The 20,052-nt window shown below is 65.9% G+C and carries 17 protein-coding genes, 1 tRNA gene and 2 pseudogenes; 9 read left to right on the top strand and 11 right to left on the bottom strand.

All coding sequences use genetic code 11. The features are described from left to right. Window position 1: 1 nt before the first annotated feature. From BHD05_RS09185 to BHD05_RS09175, 3 genes are read right to left on the bottom strand one after another with little or no spacing between them, the layout of a single operon-like run. Window positions 2-619 carry a flavin reductase family protein gene (locus BHD05_RS09185; RefSeq protein ID WP_161886161.1) on the bottom strand — a complete coding sequence of 206 codons (618 nt, stop codon included), beginning with the start codon at window positions 617-619 and terminating at the stop codon, window positions 2-4. A 23-nt stretch (window positions 620-642) separates the two neighbouring features. After that, the gene (locus tag BHD05_RS09180) at window positions 643-3,156 is read right to left on the bottom strand and encodes a DEAD/DEAH box helicase (RefSeq protein ID WP_161886160.1); all 2,514 of its coding nucleotides are present in this window, start codon (window positions 3,154-3,156) and stop codon (window positions 643-645) included. After that, window positions 3,149-4,087, bottom strand: coding sequence for a nucleoside hydrolase (locus BHD05_RS09175; RefSeq protein ID WP_161886159.1), 939 nt, complete (start codon window positions 4,085-4,087; stop codon window positions 3,149-3,151). Before BHD05_RS09175 ends, BHD05_RS09180 begins: the two co-directional genes overlap by 8 nt. A gap of 102 nt (window positions 4,088-4,189) precedes the next feature. On the opposite strand from BHD05_RS09175, the gene BHD05_RS09170 reads away from it, so the two are divergent. After that, a complete protein-coding gene (locus BHD05_RS09170; RefSeq protein ID WP_161886158.1) occupies window positions 4,190-5,671 on the top strand; it encodes an SDR family NAD(P)-dependent oxidoreductase in 1,482 nt (493 codons plus the stop codon). Between the two features lie 24 nt (window positions 5,672-5,695). On the opposite strand, the gene BHD05_RS09165 is transcribed toward BHD05_RS09170, so the two are convergent. After that, on the bottom strand, window positions 5,696-6,076 hold the full coding sequence (locus BHD05_RS09165; protein ID WP_161886157.1) for a hypothetical protein: 381 nt from the start codon (window positions 6,074-6,076) through the stop codon (window positions 5,696-5,698). Between the two features lie 140 nt (window positions 6,077-6,216). Here BHD05_RS09165 and BHD05_RS09160 point away from each other — a divergent pair, with 140 nt between their 5' ends. The 4 genes from BHD05_RS09160 to BHD05_RS09145 all read left to right on the top strand — a co-directional run bounded on the left by BHD05_RS09160 (window position 6,217) and on the right by BHD05_RS09145 (window position 9,674). Continuing rightward, entirely contained in the window at window positions 6,217-6,540 is a 324-nt protein-coding gene (locus BHD05_RS09160) for a DUF7882 family protein (RefSeq protein WP_161886156.1), read from the top strand. Between the two features lie 32 nt (window positions 6,541-6,572). Next, window positions 6,573-6,908 carry a hypothetical protein gene (locus BHD05_RS09155; protein WP_161886155.1) on the top strand — a complete coding sequence of 112 codons (336 nt, stop codon included), beginning with the start codon at window positions 6,573-6,575 and terminating at the stop codon, window positions 6,906-6,908. A 722-nt stretch (window positions 6,909-7,630) separates the two neighbouring features. Beyond that, entirely contained in the window at window positions 7,631-8,701 is a 1,071-nt protein-coding gene (locus BHD05_RS09150) for a YihY/virulence factor BrkB family protein (RefSeq protein ID WP_236966489.1), read from the top strand. 109 nt (window positions 8,702-8,810) lie between these two features. Further along, window positions 8,811-9,674, top strand: coding sequence for an ATP-binding protein (locus BHD05_RS09145; protein ID WP_236966488.1), 864 nt, complete (start codon window positions 8,811-8,813; stop codon window positions 9,672-9,674). On the opposite strand, the gene BHD05_RS09140 is transcribed toward BHD05_RS09145, so the two are convergent. From BHD05_RS09140 to BHD05_RS09130, 3 genes are read right to left on the bottom strand one after another with little or no spacing between them, the layout of a single operon-like run. Further along, on the bottom strand, window positions 9,675-10,664 hold the full coding sequence (locus BHD05_RS09140) for a tyrosine-type recombinase/integrase (protein ID WP_161886154.1): 990 nt from the start codon (window positions 10,662-10,664) through the stop codon (window positions 9,675-9,677). It lies immediately after the preceding gene. Beyond that, complete coding sequence (locus BHD05_RS09135; RefSeq protein ID WP_161886153.1) at window positions 10,661-11,593, bottom strand: tyrosine-type recombinase/integrase; 933 nt, start codon at window positions 11,591-11,593, stop codon at window positions 10,661-10,663. The genes BHD05_RS09140 and BHD05_RS09135 overlap by 4 nt, the downstream gene beginning before the upstream one ends. Next, the gene (locus BHD05_RS09130; protein WP_202614181.1) at window positions 11,590-12,828 is read right to left on the bottom strand and encodes a site-specific integrase; all 1,239 of its coding nucleotides are present in this window, start codon (window positions 12,826-12,828) and stop codon (window positions 11,590-11,592) included. Before BHD05_RS09130 ends, BHD05_RS09135 begins: the two co-directional genes overlap by 4 nt. Before the next feature lie 153 nt (window positions 12,829-12,981). Between BHD05_RS09130 and BHD05_RS09125 the strand changes: the two are divergent. Next, window positions 12,982-13,266, top strand: a pseudogene (locus BHD05_RS09125) (ATP-binding protein); the annotation flags it as partial. A gap of 129 nt (window positions 13,267-13,395) precedes the next feature. Next, window positions 13,396-13,689, top strand: a pseudogene (locus BHD05_RS09120) (serine hydrolase); the annotation flags it as partial. Window positions 13,690-13,821: 132 nt separating this feature from the next. Here BHD05_RS09120 and BHD05_RS09115 read toward each other — a convergent pair. From BHD05_RS09115 to BHD05_RS09105, 3 genes are all read right to left on the bottom strand, one after another. Next, the gene (locus BHD05_RS09115) at window positions 13,822-14,892 is read right to left on the bottom strand and encodes a phospholipase D-like domain-containing protein (RefSeq protein WP_161886152.1); all 1,071 of its coding nucleotides are present in this window, start codon (window positions 14,890-14,892) and stop codon (window positions 13,822-13,824) included. 109 nt (window positions 14,893-15,001) lie between these two features. Further along, window positions 15,002-15,514 carry a phospholipase D-like domain-containing protein gene (locus BHD05_RS09110; RefSeq protein ID WP_161886151.1) on the bottom strand — a complete coding sequence of 171 codons (513 nt, stop codon included), beginning with the start codon at window positions 15,512-15,514 and terminating at the stop codon, window positions 15,002-15,004. A gap of 317 nt (window positions 15,515-15,831) precedes the next feature. Beyond that, entirely contained in the window at window positions 15,832-16,263 is a 432-nt protein-coding gene (locus BHD05_RS09105; RefSeq protein WP_161886150.1) for a hypothetical protein, read from the bottom strand. Between the two features lie 471 nt (window positions 16,264-16,734). Between BHD05_RS09105 and BHD05_RS09100 the strand changes: the two genes are divergently transcribed. Then, on the top strand, window positions 16,735-17,571 hold the full coding sequence (locus BHD05_RS09100; protein WP_161886149.1) for a M23 family metallopeptidase: 837 nt from the start codon (window positions 16,735-16,737) through the stop codon (window positions 17,569-17,571). Between the two features lie 102 nt (window positions 17,572-17,673). On the opposite strand, the gene BHD05_RS09095 is transcribed toward BHD05_RS09100, so the two are convergent. Next, window positions 17,674-17,753 (bottom strand) — tRNA-Ser (locus BHD05_RS09095). A 334-nt stretch (window positions 17,754-18,087) separates the two neighbouring features. Here BHD05_RS09095 and BHD05_RS09090 point away from each other — a divergent pair. After that, window positions 18,088-19,989 (top strand): ABC transporter ATP-binding protein, encoded by a 1,902-nt coding sequence (locus tag BHD05_RS09090; RefSeq protein WP_161886148.1) that lies wholly within the window; start codon window positions 18,088-18,090, stop codon window positions 19,987-19,989. The last annotated feature ends 63 nt before the right edge of the window (window positions 19,990-20,052 follow it).

Genomic DNA, 20,052 nt, shown 5'->3' with positions numbered 1-20,052 from the left:
CTCAGACGCCCGGGCTGAGCTTCGAGCCCTCGCTCAGAACGTGCCATGTGCGGTTGTGGTAGACGAGTGGGCGCAGACGTTCCGCATCCGCCTCTGGGCTTCCCCGCTCCGGGGTGCGCGCCTCGAGTGCCTCGACGGCAAGCACGGTCGAGGCACCGGCCTCCATGCGGTCGACGACACGCCCCCTGATCCAGACGGGGGCAGCCGTGAAGTAGGGCTCGCCCGTCGGTAGGCGGGACCAGATCGAGGTGTCGGCGAACCTGTCGACACCACTCGTGGCGCCGAGGAGCGCAAGGTCGAGCTGCGCCGCGGTGAGCAGGTGCACGACGACCGTGTCGGCGCGCATGAGCGTCGGGGTGCTCGACGACAGGGCCGAGAGGGAGAACACCAGAAGCGGGGGTTCGGCGCTCACCGAGAAGACCGACGTCGCGGTCAGGGCGACCGGACCGTCGCCGGCATCCGCGGTGATGAGCGCGACCCCGGCCGGATGCGTGCGGAAGGCTGCCTTGAATTCCTCCGGCCCCAGCACGCTCTGGCCGTCGTCGAGCACGTGGATGCGGCCCGTTGTCGCTCCGGCGTCATCCGGCTCGGCGTGCTCTGTTGAATCCCGGCGTTCCATGCTGGCTCCTTCGTCCCGGCTGGTCACGACATCCCGACCGACGTGACCCTGACGACTGCAACGCCTGCCGCGTTGGATTCTTCCAGATCCACGATCGCCGTGATCGACCAGTCATGGTCGCCCTCGGGATCGGCGAGGATCTGCCTCACCGTCCACTCGGTCGGCCCCTCCTCGACGACGAGCATCGCCGACCCGCGGGCGTCGCTGTGCGTGCCGATCTGATCGTGCAGGTCGAAATAGGGGTCGAGCGCGTCGGCCCAGGCATCCGCGTCGAATCCGGATGCCGCATCGAGCTCGCCGAGGTCGGCCCAGCGTTCGAGTGCGGCGAGCTGCACCCGCCGGAACATCTCGTTGCGCACCAGAACCCGGAAGGCGCGTGCGTTGCCGGTGACGCCTTTGGGCGTCGGTGGGAGGACGGGAGCATCGGGGTCGTCTCTGGGAGTCAGGCTCGTCATCGCCTCCCACTCGTCGAGCAGGCTCGAGTCGACCTGCCGCACGAGCTCGCCGAGCCACTCGATGATGTCGATGAGCTCTTCGGTCTTGACCTCGTTCGGGATCGTCTGGCGCGCAGCCCGGTAGGCGTCTGAGAGGTAGCGCAGGACGAGCCCCTCGGACCGGGCGAGCTTGTAGAAGTTGATGTAGTCGACGAATGTCATCGCCCGCTCGTAGAGGTCACGAACGACCGACTTCGGGCGGAGCTCAAAGTCGCCGATCCACGGCTGCGATCGGCTGTAGGTGTGGAACGCCTCGCCGAGCAGCTCCTCGAGCGGCTTCGGATGCGTGATCGACTCGAGCAGCTCCATCCGCTGGTCGTACTCGATGCCCTCGGCCTTCATCGCGGCGACGGCCTCGCCGCGGGCGATGAACTGCTGCTGCGAAATAACCGGGCGCGGGTCGTCGAGGGTGGATTCGAGCACGGAGATCATGTCGAGCGCGTAGGTCGGCGAGTCCTGCTCGAGGAGGTCGAAGACCGCAAGCGCGAACGGCGACAGCGGCTGGTTGAGGGCGAAGTTCGGCTGCAGGTCGACCGTGAGGCGGATGCTGGCCTGCCCGCCGATGCCGCCGCCGACCTGCTCGACAATCTCGGCTGTGCGGAGCGTGCGGTAGATCGCGAGCGCCTGGCGGGCAAGAGCGAGCTGCCGCTTGTGCGGTTCGTGGTTGTCGAAAAGGAGGTCGCGCACGATCTGGAACGAGTCGCCGCCGCGACCGATGATGTTGAGCAGCATCGAGTGCGTGACCTGCATGCTCGAGGTGAGCGTCTCAGGGTCCGCCGCAATAAGACGCTGGAAGCTCGGCTCGCCCCAGGAGACGAACCCCTCTGGGGCCCGCTTGCGCACGACGCGCTTGAGCTTCTTGGCGTCGTCGCCCGCCCGCGCGACCAGCCGCGCGTTCTCCACCTCGTGGTCCGGCGCCTGTCCCGACACCGTGCCGGCGGTGTCGAAGCCCGCCCGGCCGGCGCGCCCGGCAACCTGGTGGAACTCGCGGGCGCTGAGCTGTCGCATCCTGGTTCCGTCGAACTTCGTGAGGGCGGTGAGCAGCACGGTGCGGATGGGGACGTTGATGCCGACGCCGAGGGTGTCGGTGCCGCAGATGACGCGCAGGAGCCCCTGCTGGGCGAGCTGCTCGACGAGCCGACGGTACTTCGGGAGCATCCCGGCATGGTGCACACCGATCCCCGCGCGCACGAGTCGGCTGAGGGTCTTGCCGAAGCTCGTCGTGAACCGGAACCCGCCGATCTCCTCTGCGATGCGGTCGCGCTGCTCGCGCGTGGCGACCTTGATGCTCGTGAGCGCTTGGGCGCGCTCGAGCGCCGCCGCCTGCGAGAAGTGCACGATGTAGATCGGCGCCTGTCCGGTCGACATCAGCTCCTCGACGGTCTCCTGCACCGGGGTCGTCTCGTAGTGGTAGTGCAGCGGAACGGGGCGCTCGACCCCCGTGATGACGGCCGTGTCGCGATCGGTGCGCGCACTGAGGTCGGACGACAGCCAGCTGACGTCGCCGAGCGTCGCCGACATCAGCACGAACTGCACACGCGGCAGGGTCAACAGCGGAACCTGCCAGGCCCAGCCGCGCTGGGGGTCCGAGTAGAAGTGGAACTCGTCCATGACGACCTGGTCGACATCGCTGTCCGCTCCATGGCGCAGCGCGAGGTTGGCGAGGATCTCGGCAGTGCAGCAGATGATCGGAGCGTCGGGGTTGACCGAGGAGTCGCCCGTGACCATTCCCACGTTCTCCGCGCCGAAGACATCGACGAGGGCGAAGAACTTCTCCGACACGAGCGCCTTGATCGGCGCGGTGTAGTAGCTGCGCTTACCGTCGGCGAGGGCCGCGAAGTGCGCCCCGATGGCCACGAGCGACTTGCCGGTGCCGGTGGGGGTGCTCAGGATGACGTTGGCACCGGAGACGATCTCAATGAGGGCCTCGGACTGCGCCGGGTAGAGGTCGAGACCACGCTCGCCCGCCCACTCCTCGAAGGCCGCGTAGACGGCATCCGGGTCGAAGGTCCGCGGCGCCCGTGCGAGCAGCGGCTCAGTCATTCGCGTGCCCGTCGGCGGTGAGCTGCCACGCGCTGTGCACGTAATCCCAGAAACCCGCGACGTCGAGCTCGACCGGAACGATCGCGTTGGGGGCGGAAGAAGTGAAATCGACGACTGTCATGCCTGAGGTGTGATGCCCCTGGGTCTCGACCTCCACTCGCGCCGGGCGCGACTGGAACAGCTCGGGCCGCGCGATGTAGGCGACGGCGCAGACGTCGTGCACGGCTTGGCCCGACCAGTCGGCGTCGTTCGGGTCGACCCAGAAGGTCGCAAGCGGCACCACGAGGTCGACGCCGAGCGGCCCCAGGTGCCGCATCCGGTCGACGACCTGGGGTGTCACAATCGCCTGGAGGGTGAGGTCGAGGCCGATCATCACGACCTGCCAGCCGGCCGCGAAGACCACTGCGGCGGCCTCCGGGTCTGCGTAGATGTTGAATTCGGCGGCGACTGTCGCGTTGCCGCGGGTGAACGATCCACCCATGATCACGAACGAGGCCGCCCACTCCACGACTCTCGGCTCTCGGGCAAGCGCCAGGGCGATGTTGGTGAGCGGACCGGTCGCGACGAGGTGCACCTCGCCGGGCGCCGCGCGGAGCGTCTCGATAATGACGTCGACGGCGTGCCGGTCGGATGCGGGAAGCGTGGCCGCGGGCAGCCGCACGGTGCCGAGTCCAGCCTCGCCGTGAACGTGGGCGGCGTTCTCGGCATCCCGCACGAGCGGCTGCGCGGCACCCGCGGCAATCGGCACGTCGACAAAGCCGAGGTACTCCCGCAACACACGCGCATTCCTGGTGGTACTCACGAGATCGACGTTTCCGCCCACTGTGGTGACCGCGACAAGCTCAAGGTCGGGGTCGCTGTGCGCGAGGAGCAGCGCGAGGGCGTCGTCGAGCCCGGGATCGCAGTCGAGCAGGAGCTTCGTTCTGGCCATGTGTCCACCGTGCCACAGTCGCGTGCCCGCATCGCGCCATTCCCGGAATGCGGGTCCGCACCAGCACGGGACGGGCCACAGGCGGGGCGGGTACAATTCACTGTGACTTCGCAGCCTGAAACGACGCTCGAGACGCCGGGCGGAATCGACCCCGGCGACCTCGCCCTCACCCTGAGCGTGCTCGCCCAGCTCGACAACCTCGACGAGGAGCACCCCGACTTCATCGCCATCCGGCGGGCGACCGCGCGGATGTTCAAATCGGTGAAGAAGAACCGCCGGCTGGAGAAGCGTGCGGTCATCGCCGACGCCGACCGTGCCGTCGTCGCCGCGACGGCGACGGGCGCGCCAGATCGGATCGACGACGAGACACGCGGCATCCCTCTCGCCGTCACCACCGGTGTGGTGACGCCGGGCGTGCTCATCAAGTCCCGGCCGTGCTACATCTGCAAGCAGCGCTATACCCGGGTCGACTCCTTCTACCACCAGCTGTGCCCCGACTGCGCGGCGCTGAGCCACGCGAAGCGGGATGCCCGAACCGACCTGTCCGGACGGTCGGCGCTTCTCACCGGGGGGCGGGCGAAGATCGGCATGCACATCGCCCTGCGGCTGCTGCGCGATGGCGCCCACACGACAATCACCACGCGGTTCCCGCGCGATGCCGTGCGCCGCTTCTCTGGGCTGCCCGATTCCGCAGATTGGCTGCACCGTCTGCGGATCGTCGGCATCGACCTTCGTGACCCGGCCCAGGTCATCGGACTGACCGACTCGATGATCGCGGCGGGCCCCCTCGACATCCTCATCAACAATGCCGCCCAGACGGTGCGCCGCTCCCCCGGCTCCTACGCGCCCCTCGCCGAGGCGGAGTCCTCGCCGCTCCCCGACGGCGACCTGCCAGAACTCCTGACCTTCGGTCACACCAACGACGCCCACCCCCACGCGCTGGCCGCGTCGGTCGGCGCACACCCGATCCTCTCCGGTGCCGGTGGCCTGAGCGCGGCAGACCTCACCTCGCTGGCCATGGCAGCCGGATCATCGTCGCTCCAGCGACTCGCCGCTGGCACCGCGATCGATGCGGGCGGTCTGGTGCCCGACCACCACGACTCCAACAGCTGGACCCAGTTCGTTGATGGTGTCGACCCACTCGAGATGCTCGAGGTGCAGCTCGCGAACGTCACCGCACCGTTCCTGCTCGTAAGCCGCCTACGCCCCGCGATGGCCGCGGCGGCCGCCGACCGCACATATGTGGTCAACGTCTCAGCGATGGAGGGGCAATTCGGGCGCGGGTACAAGGGCCCCGGCCACCCGCACACGAACATGGCGAAGGCCGCACTCAACATGCTGACCCGCACGAGCGCCAAAGAGATGTTCGAGACGGACGGCATTCTGATGACGAGCGTGGACACCGGCTGGATCACCGACGAGCGCCCACATCCGACCAAGGTGCGCCTGGCTGAAGAGGGTTTTCACGCCCCCCTCGACCTCGTCGACGGCGCCGCACGGGTCTACGACCCGATCGTGCAGGGTGAGCTCGGAAACGACCAGTACGGCGTCTTCCTCAAGGACTACACGACCGCAGCCTGGTGAGCCATCGCCCGGCTACCGGGCAGCTCACGCACCCGGTACGAACAGTGCGACGACCAACGCGATGAAGATCAGCACGAACAGCGCCGGTGTCACGATCCGCACAATATTGACCCACGGCCCCGCGGCGATCACCGCAGTGCCCAGCGCGCTGGTCGCCCCGATCCGTTTGAGGTCGGCGACGACGGCCCCGCCCTCGTTGGCCGACGCGATCTGCGCGGCCGCACCGAGAATACCGGTGGCGAGCAGGATGCCCGCGGCGGCGAGCCGCACGGCGAGCGGGGCATCGGCGAGTCCGAACTGCAGGAGCGCGATCGTCGACGTGAGCAGGAAGATCGGCCCGAGCTGGGCAGAGATGATGTGGCGCCGCGCTGAGGCCCAGTGTGCGACGAGATCCTGCTCGGTCATGCGGTGTCCTTTGTCTCGCCCTGGCGGCGGTGTCGAATACTCCTCCAGCGTACGATGTCCTTATTGACGGAGGACAACGACACGGCGAGGTGTTCCTCTCGAGACGGCAAGTTCTCTTGTGCAACGGCGAAGGGCATCAGATGGGCAAACTCTTGTACGGCATGTCGGGTGTGGAGATCGGCTTCGACGACCGGGTTCTTGCACACCTCCAAGTCGTCATCGGAGCTAAGCTGCGGCGCGGTGAGAGCTTCTACTTCTCGTGGCGGGACGACCCCAACGTCGGGGACGGCCGCAGCACAATCTGGCTCAGCGAATCCATCCCCCTCTATTTCAAGTACAGCGGCGGGAAGATGCCGGCGCTCAACCGTGAATGGGTCGAGACTCTCCTGGCATCCTCGAATAGCGGGCAGGGACTCCAGCTGAGCTCGGAAATCCGACCGGGTGGCGCAGTAGCCGGAAGCTGACTCCCAAGCGACGAATCGAAGGGCTTTCTCACATGAAGCGAATCTTTTATGCAGGCGGATCTGTCGTTACCGGTGATCGCACCGCCGATGCGGTGCTCAGATACGCCCAGGCCCTCGCGCAGCGCGAGGCCTCTGACATCATTGACATCCCCATCTTCGCGGCGGGGGGAATCTCGGGCCGGGCACAGCTGCTCGTCGGGCCCGCCAGCCAGCTTCTCATCGCTACAGAAATTCCCCGTCACTCGGAGTTCGACGACGACGTGTTCCTGCAGACTATCGAGGACAAGATGGAGTGGCTCCTACGGTCGAAGGGTCAGCCGATCGACGCGGACGACTTCGGCGGGGAGGAGGAGGGCACGGCCGATTAGGACCGTCTCTGCTTCGGGCGCCCCGCGTGTAACTGATCCGATCGGACGGTACAAGGCCTTGCCGATGACCGTCCCCGTGAGCTTATGCTCGTCCGAATTGCAGGACAAGGAGAAGCCACATGTCAGTCACGACGAGTCTTCGTCCGCAGGTTGCGGACATCGAATTCCACCCACTATCAGCGACAGAATGGCGTGTATCCGACCGGCGATACCCACGCCAGAGTATCGACGCTCTTCTGGGCTTCGTTGCTCGTCAGGGCAATCACTACTACGCGACACGAATGCACCACCCGCTCGAGGCGGCTCCCTTCACGTCGCTCGACGACGTGGCGTACTACTTCGCATCAAGTAGCCCCACCTGATCGCAATCCAGCCGTTTTGAGAGTCCCAGGGGGTACTCTTTCGCCAGGAGGCGCCTTCTCGACATTGAGACACAACGGGCGATGCGATGGACAGGGAATCGAATTCCGCGACACGGGATCCCATCCGTGCTGCTGGCGATCCAGATTCCATCGGAGAGGGGCGTCCCGACATCCGCGCCGCGCATCGACTGCACGGGCTGATAATCGCCGTCGGGGCCAGTCTTGTGCTGTGGGGCGTAATCGTCGCTGTGGTGTGGCTGATCGGCACCGCGCTAACCTGAGCTGGCCTGCACGAAGGACCACCGGGCTGACCTGGGGCCCAGCGGAGAGTAGACACCCGAACCAGAACAGAGGTGCGACGTGGCCAGCGATATTACGCGAGAGACGCCGACCGACAGGCCGGCACCGGACGATCCTCGCAAGCCCGATTCTCCTGACGACATCGCGAAGCCATCGTGGAAGTATGTCGTCGGGAAGACGCTGCGCGAGTTCACGAGTGACGGGTGCATCGACATCGCTGCGGCGCTCACCTATTTCGCGGTGCTCGCCCTGTTCCCTGCCCTCATCGCGCTTGTGTCGCTGCTCGGCGTTATCGGCCAGGGCGGGGCGATGGCATCGCTTCTCGACGTGTTCGCCGAAATCGCTCCCGAGTCGGTCGTCGAGGTCATCCGGGGCCCGCTCGAGGACTTCGCCTCCTCCCCTGCGGCCGGATTCGCTCTCGTGTCGGGAATCTTGGTCGCAATCTGGGCCGCGTCCGGCTATGTCAGCGCATTCAGCCGCGCGATGAACCGGGTCTACGAGATCGAGGAGGGCCGCCCCGTCTGGAAGCTCAAGCCTCTGCAACTTCTCGTGACCCTCATCGGGATCGCGCTCATGCTCGTGATCGCAGTCATCCTCGCTGTCTCCGGCCCCGTCGCGGAGGTCGTCGGAAGCGCGCTGGGGATCGGGGGGACGACCCGATTCGTCTGGTCGATCCTCAAGTGGCCGGTGCTGCTGGCGATCGTCGTGGTGATGGTCGCGATCCTGTACTACGCGACGCCGAACGCCAAACAACCGAAACTCCGCTGGATGAGCATGGGCGCCTTCATCGCCCTGCTGATGCTTACAATCGCTTCGCTGCTGTTCGGCGTCTATGTTTCGAACTTCTCGAACTACGACCGCACCTTCGGATCGCTTGCGGGTGTCGTCGTATTCCTGCTGTGGCTCTGGATCGCAAACCTCGCCCTCCTCTTCGGCGCCGAATTCAACGCCGAACTCGAACGCAGCCGGCAGCTCCAAGCGGGGATCGCTGCGGAAGAGACAATCCAGCTGCCTCCGCGCAGCGTCTCCAAGAGCAAGAAGACCAGGACGAAGGAGTTGCAGGACATCGAGACCGGTCGACGGTTGCGTGAAAGGGCCGATCGGATACGAGAAAAAACCCCCGGAAGCTAGAAGCTTCCGGGGGTTTGCGGGTGGATCCAAGGGGATTCGAACCCCTGACCCCCTGTTGTTTTCATCGGGTTTGAGGTTCGCCTATCTCGAACCGGCAGTTCGAACTTTCTTGGACAAAGTACTGGTCAATCGGCTTTTTCCAAAACCAACCTTCCATGTCGCGATCACGATTCGCGACAGCGGACACGTCACCGCCCTGGAGACGATCGCCCTGGCCGCCGCGCCTCCCGGCCGGCCGCACCGGAAGGAGGAACGCATTCCACAGGGCACCGCGGCCCGCCGCGCCGCGATGGCGCTGACTGGCACCGCCGAACCCACCACCGTGATCAGCCTGGCCGCTTACCCCGTGACCACGGCGACGCCCGCGAGCGTATATCAGCAGCTGCGCGGCCACCTCGCCGAGCTCAAGCTCGCCGACGCCTCCGATGCCCTGCCCCGCGTCCTCGACCACGCCCAAGCCGAGGGCTGGAGTCTCACCCACGCCCTCGAGCGCCTGCTCTCCATCGAGGTCACCGCGACCGACGCCCGCCGCCTCTCGGGGCGGTTCCGCTTCGCGAACCTCCCCACCGGCGCCACCCTCGACGACTTCGACCTCGACGCCGCCTCCGGCATCGACCGCAACCTGCTCGCCAAGCTCGGCACCTGCCGCTACCTCGAGACCGCGACCAACGTGCTCCTAATAGGGCCGCCTGGAGTCGGGAAGACCCATACCGCGACCGGCCTCGGCCATGCCGCCGTGACGGCTGGCTACCGCACCTACTTCACCTCCGCCGCCGACCTCGCCGCACGCTGCCACCGCGCCGCGACCGAGGGAAAATGGGGCACGATGATGCGATCCTTCGCCGGCCCGACGCTGCTCGTGATCGACCTATGCCGAGCTCGCGATTATGTCGAGGTCGCTGAGGGGTGGTGCTTGGGCGGCCTGATATCGCGCGGCTCCGGGACTGGGACCGCGTGCTGGGGCTCGGCATAGTTACAGGCTCTCGAGGAAGGCGAGCACCTTGTCTGTGGGACGGTAGCGGCCGGGTCGCGCAGATGCGGGCGTGGTAAGAGCGAGGGCTTTCTCCTTGATGCTGATGTCGGCGTGGAGGTAGGCGTCGGTGGATCGGACTCCGGCGTGGCCGAGCCAGAGCGCAATCACGGAGGTATCGACGCCGGCCTGCAGCAGGGTCATCGCGCAGGTGTGTCGGAGCACGTGCGGGTGGATCTGCTTGCCCCGTAGCGTGGGGCATCGCAGTGCGGCGGTCGCGGCGTGCGTGCTGATCCTGAGTGCGACGGCATCGCGGCTGAGTCGCCGCCCGGTCCGGGTCGGGAACAACGGTTGGTCCGGCGCTCCGGCCCGCTCGGCGAGCCACGGTCGCAGGAGCGCCTCGACGGGTCGGGTGAGTGGGACGGCGCGTTGCTTGCGACCTTTGCCTTCGCAGCGGACGTTCGCGCCGACGCCGAGGGTTACATCGGCGCAGTTCAGGCTGGTCAGTTCGGAGACGCGCAGGCCGGTCTGGATGGCCAAGAGCATCAGCGCTCTGTCTCGTCGTCCTTCCCATCGGGTCTGGTCGGGTGCGGCGATGAGAGCGTCGATCTCGGGCGGGGTCAGGTAGGTCACGACGCGTTTGTCGAACCGTTTCGGCGGGATGGCCAGGACTCGCTGGATCAGGAGTGCGTGTTCGGGGTGACGCAAGGCGGCGTAGGAGAACAGCGACCGGATCGCGGTCAGGCGAACATTGCGGGTCCGGACGCTGTTATTCCGCTCGTCCTCGAGGTGGTTGAGGAACTTGCTGATCATCGCCGCGTCCAGGTCGTCCCAGTCCAGTTGCGAGGGCGGTCTGCCGGTCGTGCGGTGCACGAATCCGAGCAACAATCGCATCGTGTCGCGGTAGGCGGCGATCGTGCGCGGGCTGGCCTGGCGCTGCTGGGCGAGCCTGTCGGTGAAGAACATCTGCAGCGTCGGCGCGATCAGGGTCATGAGCGGGCCGCCGACCACGCGGTGTCCTGACGTGCCGCGGCCAGGGCGAGCAGTTCCGGGGTGGCCGACAGATACCAATAGGTGGATGCGGGTTCGCGATGGCCGAGATAGGTGGAGAGCGCGGGGAGCTTGGCTTGGATGTCCTGACCGTCGCGATACCAGCCCAACAGGGTGCGGACCGCGAACGTGTGACGCAGGTCGTGCAGCCTGGGCGGCGACGATGACCCGATCCCGACGCCCGCGTCGACGACCAGCCGCCGGAACGTCTGGCTGACGACGGCGTAGCTCAGCCGATTACGGGTCAGGGACACGAAGAAGCTCGGCTCCTTCGGCCGCGGTTGCAGCTCGTCGCGAAGCGCGGCGTGCGTAGCCAGCGCCTCCATGACACTGCCGTGCAGGGGAATCAGGCGGGATTTCCCGAACTTCGACTCTCGGATCAGCAGCACGCCCTCGGCCCAGTCGATATCGCTGCGGTCGAGTTTGATCGCCTCCCCGATCCGGAGCCCGCTGACAGCCAGCAAACCGATCAGAGTGTCGTAGGTCGCCGCCCGCAGCGGCGAGACGATGGAGCAGCGGGCCTGGCTGATCACGGCGTCGATGTCAGCTGGGGAGTAGATGAACGGTGGGCGCCAGCGCTGCCGGTGCGGCATCAGTCCCAGCGGTGGAATCTCGGTGTTCGGGTGGATGCCAGCCAGGTAGCGGGCGAAGCCCCGGGCGGCGGTCATCCGCCGCGGCCCGACCGACGCCCCTCGCCCCGTCGCCGATTGCTGCGCCCAGGCCAGCGCCGCCTCGATCGTCACCGTCGAGGATCTGTGGGCGTTGAGGTAGGAGACGAATCCCGGCAGCAACCATCGGGCTTCGGCCAGTTCATGCCCCAGCGACAGGCGCAACTGAAGGTAGTCCGCGAGGTCCTGCTCCAGCGTGCTCACCGCCGGACTCCCGGCCACGGCTGCGCGACCTCACGCAGAGTGCGCAGGTCGACCTTGGCGTAGAGGGCAGTTGTGGCGAGATCCTGGTGGCGCAGGACCTGGCTGATCGCAATCAGACCGGCCCCCTTGCGGAGCATCTCACCGGCCAGCGCGTGCCGGAGCCGGTGTGGCCCAACCCTCGGCAGGCCAGCACGCTTGCAGGCCCGCTCGACAACATCACCGACCAGGTCGGCGCGAACCGGACGGCACGGGGCACGGCAGGTCAAGAACACATGGACGGCATCGGCAGGGTTCCGACCGGACAACAAATAGGCCACCAAGGCTTCGCCGACCTCGGCGGGCAACGGCAACCGGTCGTGCCGGCGGCCCTTCCCACGGACCAGGATCTCACCAGCCCGCCAGTCCACGTCGCCCAGTTGCAGACGCGCGACCTCGATCGACCGTAACCCGAGCCGTGCGACCAGCATCATCATCGCGAAGTCTCGGACACCGACCACCGTGCTGCGGTCGCAGCCATCAAGCAGCAACTGGACGTCCGCTGACGCCATCGCCGGTGGCGGCAGCGTCGCCAAACGCCATCCACCCACCGGGGGAACCGCAGCCCCCAGCTGCAACGGCGTGATCTGCTCCAGGTAGAGGAAACGCAGGATCGAACGCAGCTCCGCAACCCGGCCCTTCGCCGACCCCGCCGACACCCGAGCGCATTCCCGCAGCAAGAACGCATTCACGTCCGCCCCCGTCAACACCGACGTGTCGAAGACGCCCCCGGTCGAGGACTCCTCCAGGAAACGCCGCGCAGCCTTCTCGTAGCGCAGCACCGTTCCTGGTGCCAGGCCTCGCTCCCGGATCAACCACGACCGGTAGGAGCTGAGCAGTGCTCCCAACGGCGACATCACCGGGGTCGGCTGCGCCACGATGCCCGCCTCGCGCAGGTAACTCAACAGCGGCACCATCGCACGAGGACCTGGGATCCTCCGCCGCCCAGCAGCTCGCCGGGCCGACAGGAACATCCCTATCCGCTCCTCGTTCAGATGCTCAGCAGTGAGCCCCTCTGCAGAGAGCCACGAACCGACCTGGCCGAGGTCCTTAAGCATGTTCCTGATCGTGCCCGTCGTGTAGCCCTGGCACGCCAACCACGCCTGATAGCCCTCGACGTGCGGCCGCAGCTGACCAGCCTTCCTTCTCGTTCCCGCCATCACCATCGCCTCCTTCGCGGAAGCACCCTGCTCCCGCATCGAGACTCCTCGCAACACGCAACTATGCCGAGCCCCAGCACGCGGTCCCAGTCCCAGAGCCGCGCGATATCAGGCCGCCCAAGCACCACCCCTCAGCGACCTCGACATAATCGCGGGCTCGGCATAGGTCGATCTATGCGGATGTCCGCATAGATCGACGAGCTCGGCTACCTGCCTCTGCCCGCCGAGGCCGCCTCAGCGCTATTCCAAGTCATCAACCAGCGCTACCTGAAAACGTCGATCGTGATCAGCACGAACCGGCCCGTCGGCGCCTGGGGCGAGATCCTCGGCGACACCACCGTCGCCGCCGCGATTCTCGACCGGCTACTCGACCGATCCGTCGTCGTCACCCTCGACGGCGGCTCCTACCGGCTCCGCAACCACGCCGCCCAATCCAACGAACTCCGCCGCGTGACAACGGTCACAAAGTTCCGTTAACCTAACCCCGCGACCTGGGGAGCTTCGATGAGCAAGACTGGGGAATTTCGCTGAGCGCCGTCAGCGCTCCCCGGCGACGACCGCGACACCAGCACCCCGCGGGCGCTTGCCTCGACCCTTCGTGAATACGCGCTCGGCGACACCCTCGACGCCGATCAAAAAGCCCTCGTAACGGGATGGCTGACCGGCACAACAACAGGAGACAACCTCGTGCGGGCCAACCTTCCTGCAGACTGGATCGTGGGCGACAAGTCGGGAGCTGGCGGATACGGCACCCGCAACGACATCGCTCTCGTGTACCCAACCGACTCCGCGCCGATCGTGATCGCTGTGCTGTCCAGCCGCGCGCAAGTCGACGCGGACTACGACGACAGGTTGATCGCCGAGGCCGCGGCGGCAGCGATCGCCGCCCTCGGGCTCTAGCTCCGGCGGAGGTTGACAGCTAGCAGCTCCGACACGTCAGACGAGATTCGCGATTGGTGATGGTCAGGCGCCGGCTGTTCGAACCTCGGCTCGGCTAGTTTCGGTCTCTAGACACTCGGGCACGATGATTAGTCAGCGCTGCGCCGCATTCCAGAGCGTCTCGAACCTCTGAGTAAGGCTGCTCGCCAGCGAGGCACTCCGGATGGCTGCGCTCACGTCATCGGACGAAGCGAACGAGCCAGCAGACCAGTTGTGAGACCCGATCACCACTGTGTGGGAGTCCAGGACGAGATACTTTGAGTGCAGCAGTCGGTCAGACGGGTCGTATCGGGCTGGCACTCCCCCGGCCTCTAGCAGTCGACGCGCGGCGGTGTTGATGACCGTAGAGTTATAGGGGTCATCTGGTCTGTCCTGGTCGAGGAGGACGCGGACGGCAACGCCGCGTTGGCTCGCCGCGAGGAGTGCGTCGATCATCGGCCGGGTGTGGACGCCGACCGCAACGTGGAACATGCACATGTCGATCGACGTAGTCGTTCCCGCCAGCAGGTCGGGTAGCGCAGAGAGGTAATCCTCGTCGATGAGTGCGGCCGTCCAGTCGCAGTTGAACCATCCCATCGTGTCGATGAGTCCGCGTGACACGGGCATCGCGCGACGATTGCGATGGGCGGGTGAAGGGTGGTTCGCGACGACCGCCAACAGCGCGCCGAGCGTGCCTTTGACAGGGTCGCCTCCGGCAAGGAATCCGCCAACGCGAGCTGCCACGACGAACGCGTCGACGCCGCCCAGTTGTGCGGTGTTCTCATTTGCTGCGGATTGCGACAGGTGAAACGAGAGCACGCCGCGGAGTCGACGAGCCGAGTCCTCCCCAAATCCGCCCACCCGTCGAGAGAGGTCCTCGAGATCGTGAAACGAGCCGCTCGCGTTCCGCTCAGCTACGATCCGATTGGCGGTGGCGGGACCGATGATCGGCAGGACCGCGAGTTCGGCCGCCGAGCACCAATTCACCGGTACCACCCGGGCGGCGACTGCCTCCGAGTGAAATGGCAGGGCACTGTCAACGAACGCCACGCCCGAAAGCGATACGTTCCTCGGAAGCACTCGTGCGAGGTACGTTGTCGCAACGTCGCGGAGCAGTCGGTCCGCGAGATCCGCTTCGACCCACTCGTAGTCAGAGATCGGAACACCGCCCGCAACCTCGAACATTCGGGCGAGGATGATTCGACAGCCGCTCTTGTCGGCAATCGGTGCAGATCCGCAGCCCGCCGACAGGTCATCCAGCAGCTGGTCCGTGGCGAGATCGGCCCACGCCCACCTATACACGGTTGCCTCGGTCGGCCCGCCGCCATTGCTCTTCGAACTTCTCCTGGAGGATGCCGGCCATCCCGGCGGAGTCGATCAGCACGCTGTCTTGGACCTGTGCCCCTGAGAACGACCCTGGGCTCCAGTTGTGCGACCCCAGCAGTGAGAGTTCATCGCAGACGAGGAACTTCGCATGGCTGCCCCTTTGGGGGGTGGCGAGCAACCAGCGAACCGCTACGCCCTCGGAACGCAGGATTGCTTCCGCGTCCACGGCTGTCGCGGCGATCTGAAAATTCTCCCGAGAACCACCGAGGATCACGCGTGTGTCAACGCCACGCCAGGACGCATTCGCGAGCGCATCGACAATATCCCCAAGGCCACGCTGGGTCTGCTCGAGAAGGTCGGCGATGAAGATGCTCGCCAGACACCGCTGGCGAGCACGCTCGATCATCTCCGCCGCGGCAGTCGAGTAGATCCCATCCGCGACGAGCGCAGCCCGATTCGGGCCAGTTACGATCTGCGGCATTGACACCCGCCTCATTCCGTAGTGATTCCAAGACCGTTCAGGGCCGATGTATGCGCACGAGCCAACAGTCTGATGGTCGGGGGGACCCCATGCCTTACTCGCTCGACACGCGCCTGACGCTCACGCAGGGCAATCTTGAACCGGACCTGCCGAGGCGTCTTCGGAACAGGGAGCGCAGCTACCAACGCATCTAGGAAGTTCTGTTGCGCATCGAGGGCAACGCCGCGATGTTGAAAGTGCTGCCACGCTCGACGGCGTTTCTCAGCGACGACAAACTCGGTCTCTTCAGCCGCAGTCAAGGGACGCATCCGGTTTCCCTACCCTTCGCTCGAGACCCACGGGTAACTCGGCATGTCGCTTGGCGCACCTGATTCCGTGGGGTTCTGACACCCCTGCACCAGGTCCTCCAGCGCCTGATAACCGGCGCCTGCCGCCATGAGCTCCTCCAACAGGTCGGGGTCGTTCCAACCCATCTGGTCCATGCTCGCGTGAAGACCTTCATGGATCGCAACGTTCAGGGCGTCGCTAGCGTCACCTTCGAATATGTCGGGATTCAGGTGAATTGTGTCGTCGTTGCGGGTGTAGACGCCCGCCGCGTCCTCGTATCCCGCCGGCATCTGATCGCTCCAGTTCGGCGCGTCAAAACCCCACGACTCGAGCAGTTCGTCAACGAAGCCTCGCACGTCGTCGACTCGGCCGGAGTTCGGCCCCGCGTCGTCCCAGCCATCCAGCACATCACAGACGCCCATGCCACAGATTGTTCTCCTCAGGCGGCCCGAAAGGAAGGGGCAACAACCGAGACTCAGGCGTGATCCTGTTACCCATCGCCAACGGATGGCCGATATGCGAGTGTTGCGTCGAAGCAGGCCTGCAAGGCGAAGGAGACACGGATGTCCCGTTACTTTGTTCACCTCCCACCGGATGGCTCACCGGCCCTCTTCTGGCGGGGCTTGGCGGGATTTCCCGGAGGAGTGATTCACATCAACCTCAACCTGTTGGCACACGCTGTCGGCGATGATCCGTCTGCCTTGGTCCCCGCCGGCGGAACGCTCGTCCCACCGGAGGACTACCTAACGGCTTCGACGAGATCCACGGTCGTCTCGTCACTTCAGCCCTTCGCGTTCACCCCGGCCGGAGGGAACCCGAGCCGGCCGCAGGGCCTGCCAATCGCCGGAACCAACCTGCAGAGGTTCCTCGACGATCCCCTCAGCGGCGACAGAATGGATCTCTCGATTCCGTTCTACGACCAGGACATCAAACTGGGGCCAAGCGGCGGGGGATGGTTCAGAAACAGCAACGTCGCGAGCGCTTTCCACGGGGCCACCGACTTCAATACGAGCCCCGTCTCTGTCTTCGACGTGTGCGCGGCAGCCGAGGGTACAGTCTTGGCCAGGGCAGGGGACGCCCTCACTCTGTCCCACACCACGGGGCAGGGCCGGACCTTTCGCACCGTCTACCTGCACATGGATCTTGGCTCGAGCCCTCATGCAGTGGGTGACTCTGTGCAGCGAGGCGAGTTCCTGGGCCGCACAGATCCCACCCAGCAACCACTCCACCTTCATTTCGGCGTTGCTGTTCCCCGCCCGGCCTTCGCCTATGGCGGTGCATCCATCGCTTCGTTCTGGCACTTCATTGATCCCTGGGGGGTCTATGACTACCGCGCCGGGAGCTACCTGCCGACAACCGGGCGCATCTTCGAATCGCCCATCGCCGGGGCCACCCGCACCGTGCAGTGGCGCGCTCAGCCGGTCGCGAAAACAATCCCGATCGCGCGCACTACGCCCGAGTATCGCGAGATTGTGCGGGTGCAGGCCCGGACACGCAGGGGAACCAATCTCGGGGGAACTTTCCCCGCGGAACAAGAACAGTTCCTGGTCTGGGTGCGGGATGATCCGGACTTCTTTCTTGTACCGCTATCGCAGGCTTCCGATAGAACCATGGAGTTCGAACTGGTGACGCTGCTGCGGGAGGCGTTCGTTCATGGGAAGAAAGTGCGATTGGAGTACCGGCACGCGGGTGACCTGCGCTACATCATGGCGGCGTGGGTGAACGCTTAGTGCGGGCGGTTCTCTACGCCAAACTGTCGATCAGCACAGAAAAACAGCCATTTCATCATCCTCTCGGATTCTGAAATGACCGCCTGACCTACTATTTTTCTGTGGATCCAAGGGGATTCGAACCCCTGACCCACTGTTGTCTTCAGCAGGTTTTGGACTGGCCTCTTTTCAGCCGTGGATTCGACTTCACTTGGACGAAGTGCTGGTCAATCGGTCTTTTCCAAAACCAATCTTCCATGTTGCGATCCTGAATTTTATCGCCATCGGGCAATTTCGACCACCCTAGATGTCGCTGAAGTGTCGACAGCACACGCCGGTCGCTCAGTTGTGTTGGCGAGTAGCGCTTGATGGTAGAGCCAGTCCATGCAGTTGGTAGCGCCGGTTCGGGGAATCACCGCGGACCCGACGCGGTCCATGACGCTGACCAGCGCACCGCGCGTCACCTCGGCAGCCGCGTCGCAAAGCTCGGGCAACTCGCCATCTAGGCTTGTATTGGTGCCCACGGAAGGAACCTCAATGAGCATGGAAGGCGCGGCCTGGAGCTCGCTGTACAAGATCTCGACCGCCAGGGACGGCAAGCACGGCTTCTCCCGTGAGTCCGTTCGACGGATCATGACGTTCGCGGTGCCCTACCGGTCCAAGCTGCTGATCTTCATCACCCTCTCCACCGTGGGAGCTTTCCTCGCGGTCGCGACGCCGGTACTCGCCGGCCAGGTTGTCGACGTCATCGTCGCCCGGGGCGAGGTCACCACGATCGTTTGGCTCGCCGGCGTCATCGCCCTCGTGGCCGTGGCCGACGCCGCCGTGTCACTCGTGACGCGCTGGTACTCGGCGCGGATCGGCGAAGGCGTGATCCTGGACCTCCGCACCACCGTCTTCAACCACGTGCAGAAGATGCCGATCGCCTTCTTCACCCGCACGCGGACGGGCGCCCTCGTGAGCCGCCTCAACAACGATGTGATCGGCGCTCAGCAGGCCTTCAGCGGCACGCTGTCCGGCGTGGTCACGAACCTCGTGGCGCTGATCCTCACCCTGATCGTCATGCTCAGCACGTCCTGGCTCGTGACGGTTCTCGCCGTGATCATGCTCCCCATCTTCCTGGTACCCGCGCGCCGCATGGGCAGCCGCCTCGCCGCGCTGCGCCGCGAGGCCGCCGATCACAATTCCGCTATGAGCACGCAGATGACCGAGCGCTTCTCGGCGCCCGGCGCCACCCTCGTCAAGCTGTTCGGCCGGCCCGACGAGGAGGCCGACGAGTTCCGCGTCCGCGCCGCCCGCGTCCGCGACATCGGGGTCCGGACCGCGATGCTCCAGTTCGTCTTCTTCACGGCACTGATGCTCGTCTCCGCTCTCGCCCTCGCGCTCGTGTATGGGCTCGGCGGCTTCCTCGCACTCGCCGGCCAGCTGAATACCGGTGACGTGGTCACCCTGGCGCTCCTCCTCACCCGCCTCTACGCGCCGCTCACCAGCCTCGCAAACGCACGGGTGGAGATCATGAGCGCGGTGGTCAGCTTCGAGCGCGTCTTCGAGGTGCTGGACCTCGACCCGCTCATCAAGGAGAAGCCCGACGCCGTCGCCATCCCCGAAGGCCCAGTGGCCGTCGAGTTCGACGACGTCCGCTTCGCATACCCGTCCGCGGACAAAGTGTCCCTCGCCTCTCTCGAGGAGGTTTCCACGCTGGACACCCGCGGCGGCGAGGAGGTGCTGCACGGCGTGTCCTTCAGGATCGAACCGGGGCAGACCGTTGCCCTCGTTGGTACGTCCGGTGCCGGCAAGTCCACGATCGCGCAGCTCCTCTCACGCCTGTACGACGTCGACAGCGGCGCCGTGCGCTTCGCGGGGACGGATGTCCGCGATGTCACTTTCGCCTCCATGCGGCACACCCTGGGAATGGTGACGCAGGACGGCCACCTGTTCCACGAGACCATCCTCTCCAATCTGCGCCTCGCGAGGCCGGAGGCGTCCGACGACGAGGTGTGGGACGCCATCCGCCGTGCGCGGCTCGAGCCGCTGGTCCGGTCCCTGCCGGACCAGCTGGACACCATGGTGGGAGAGCGCGGGTACCGGCTGTCCGGAGGCGAGCGCCAGCGGATGACCATCGCGAGGCTCCTGCTCGCACAGCCGCGCGTCGTCATCCTCGACGAGGCGACGGCGGCGCTGGACTCGACGTCTGAAGCCGCCGTGCAGGCGGCGCTCAGCGAGGCGCTGGAGGGACGGACGGCGATGGTGATCGCACACCGCCTCTCCACCATCCGCAGCGCAGACCTGATCCTCGTGGTTGAGAACGGCTCGATCGTGGAGCGCGGTACGCACGAGGAACTGCTGGCTGTCGGCGGGCGGTACGAGGAATTGCACCGGACCCAGTTCGCCGTGCAGAAGAGCGTTGCGGCGGATGAGGAAGCGCTGAGCACGAGCTAGTGGTGCAGTTCGTTAGTTCGTCGGGGGTCATGCCGCGATCGGTTCGTGGGCTGTGACGCGGTG

Source organism: Marisediminicola antarctica, from assembly GCF_009930795.1.
Taxonomy (GTDB): Bacteria; Actinomycetota; Actinomycetes; order Actinomycetales; family Microbacteriaceae; genus Marisediminicola; species Marisediminicola antarctica.
This window is presented reverse-complemented; position numbering and strand designations above follow the sequence as displayed.

What these genes read in the sequence shown, in the direction of transcription:
- BHD05_RS09185 (WP_161886161.1), bottom strand. Translation starts at nt 619, where the DNA reads ATGGAACGCCGGGATTCAACAGAGCACGCCGAGCCGGATGACGCCGGA.
- BHD05_RS09180 (WP_161886160.1), bottom strand. Translation starts at nt 3,156, where the DNA reads ATGACTGAGCCGCTGCTCGCACGGGCGCCGCGGACCTTCGACCCGGAT.
- BHD05_RS09175 (WP_161886159.1), bottom strand. Translation starts at nt 4,087, where the DNA reads ATGGCCAGAACGAAGCTCCTGCTCGACTGCGATCCCGGGCTCGACGAC.
- BHD05_RS09165 (WP_161886157.1), bottom strand. Translation starts at nt 6,076, where the DNA reads ATGACCGAGCAGGATCTCGTCGCACACTGGGCCTCAGCGCGGCGCCAC.
- BHD05_RS09160 (WP_161886156.1), top strand. Translation starts at nt 6,217, where the DNA reads ATGGGCAAACTCTTGTACGGCATGTCGGGTGTGGAGATCGGCTTCGAC.
- BHD05_RS09155 (WP_161886155.1), top strand. Translation starts at nt 6,573, where the DNA reads ATGAAGCGAATCTTTTATGCAGGCGGATCTGTCGTTACCGGTGATCGC.
- BHD05_RS09140 (WP_161886154.1), bottom strand. Translation starts at nt 10,664, where the DNA reads ATGACCCTGATCGCGCCGACGCTGCAGATGTTCTTCACCGACAGGCTC.
- BHD05_RS09130 (WP_202614181.1), bottom strand. Translation starts at nt 12,828, where the DNA reads ATGCGGGAGCAGGGTGCTTCCGCGAAGGAGGCGATGGTGATGGCGGGA.
- BHD05_RS09115 (WP_161886152.1), bottom strand. Translation starts at nt 14,892, where the DNA reads ATGTTCGAGGTTGCGGGCGGTGTTCCGATCTCTGACTACGAGTGGGTC.
- BHD05_RS09110 (WP_161886151.1), bottom strand. Translation starts at nt 15,514, where the DNA reads ATGCCGCAGATCGTAACTGGCCCGAATCGGGCTGCGCTCGTCGCGGAT.
- BHD05_RS09105 (WP_161886150.1), bottom strand. Translation starts at nt 16,263, where the DNA reads ATGGGCGTCTGTGATGTGCTGGATGGCTGGGACGACGCGGGGCCGAAC.
- BHD05_RS09100 (WP_161886149.1), top strand. Translation starts at nt 16,735, where the DNA reads ATGGATCTCTCGATTCCGTTCTACGACCAGGACATCAAACTGGGGCCA.
- BHD05_RS09090 (WP_161886148.1), top strand. Translation starts at nt 18,088, where the DNA reads ATGAGCATGGAAGGCGCGGCCTGGAGCTCGCTGTACAAGATCTCGACC.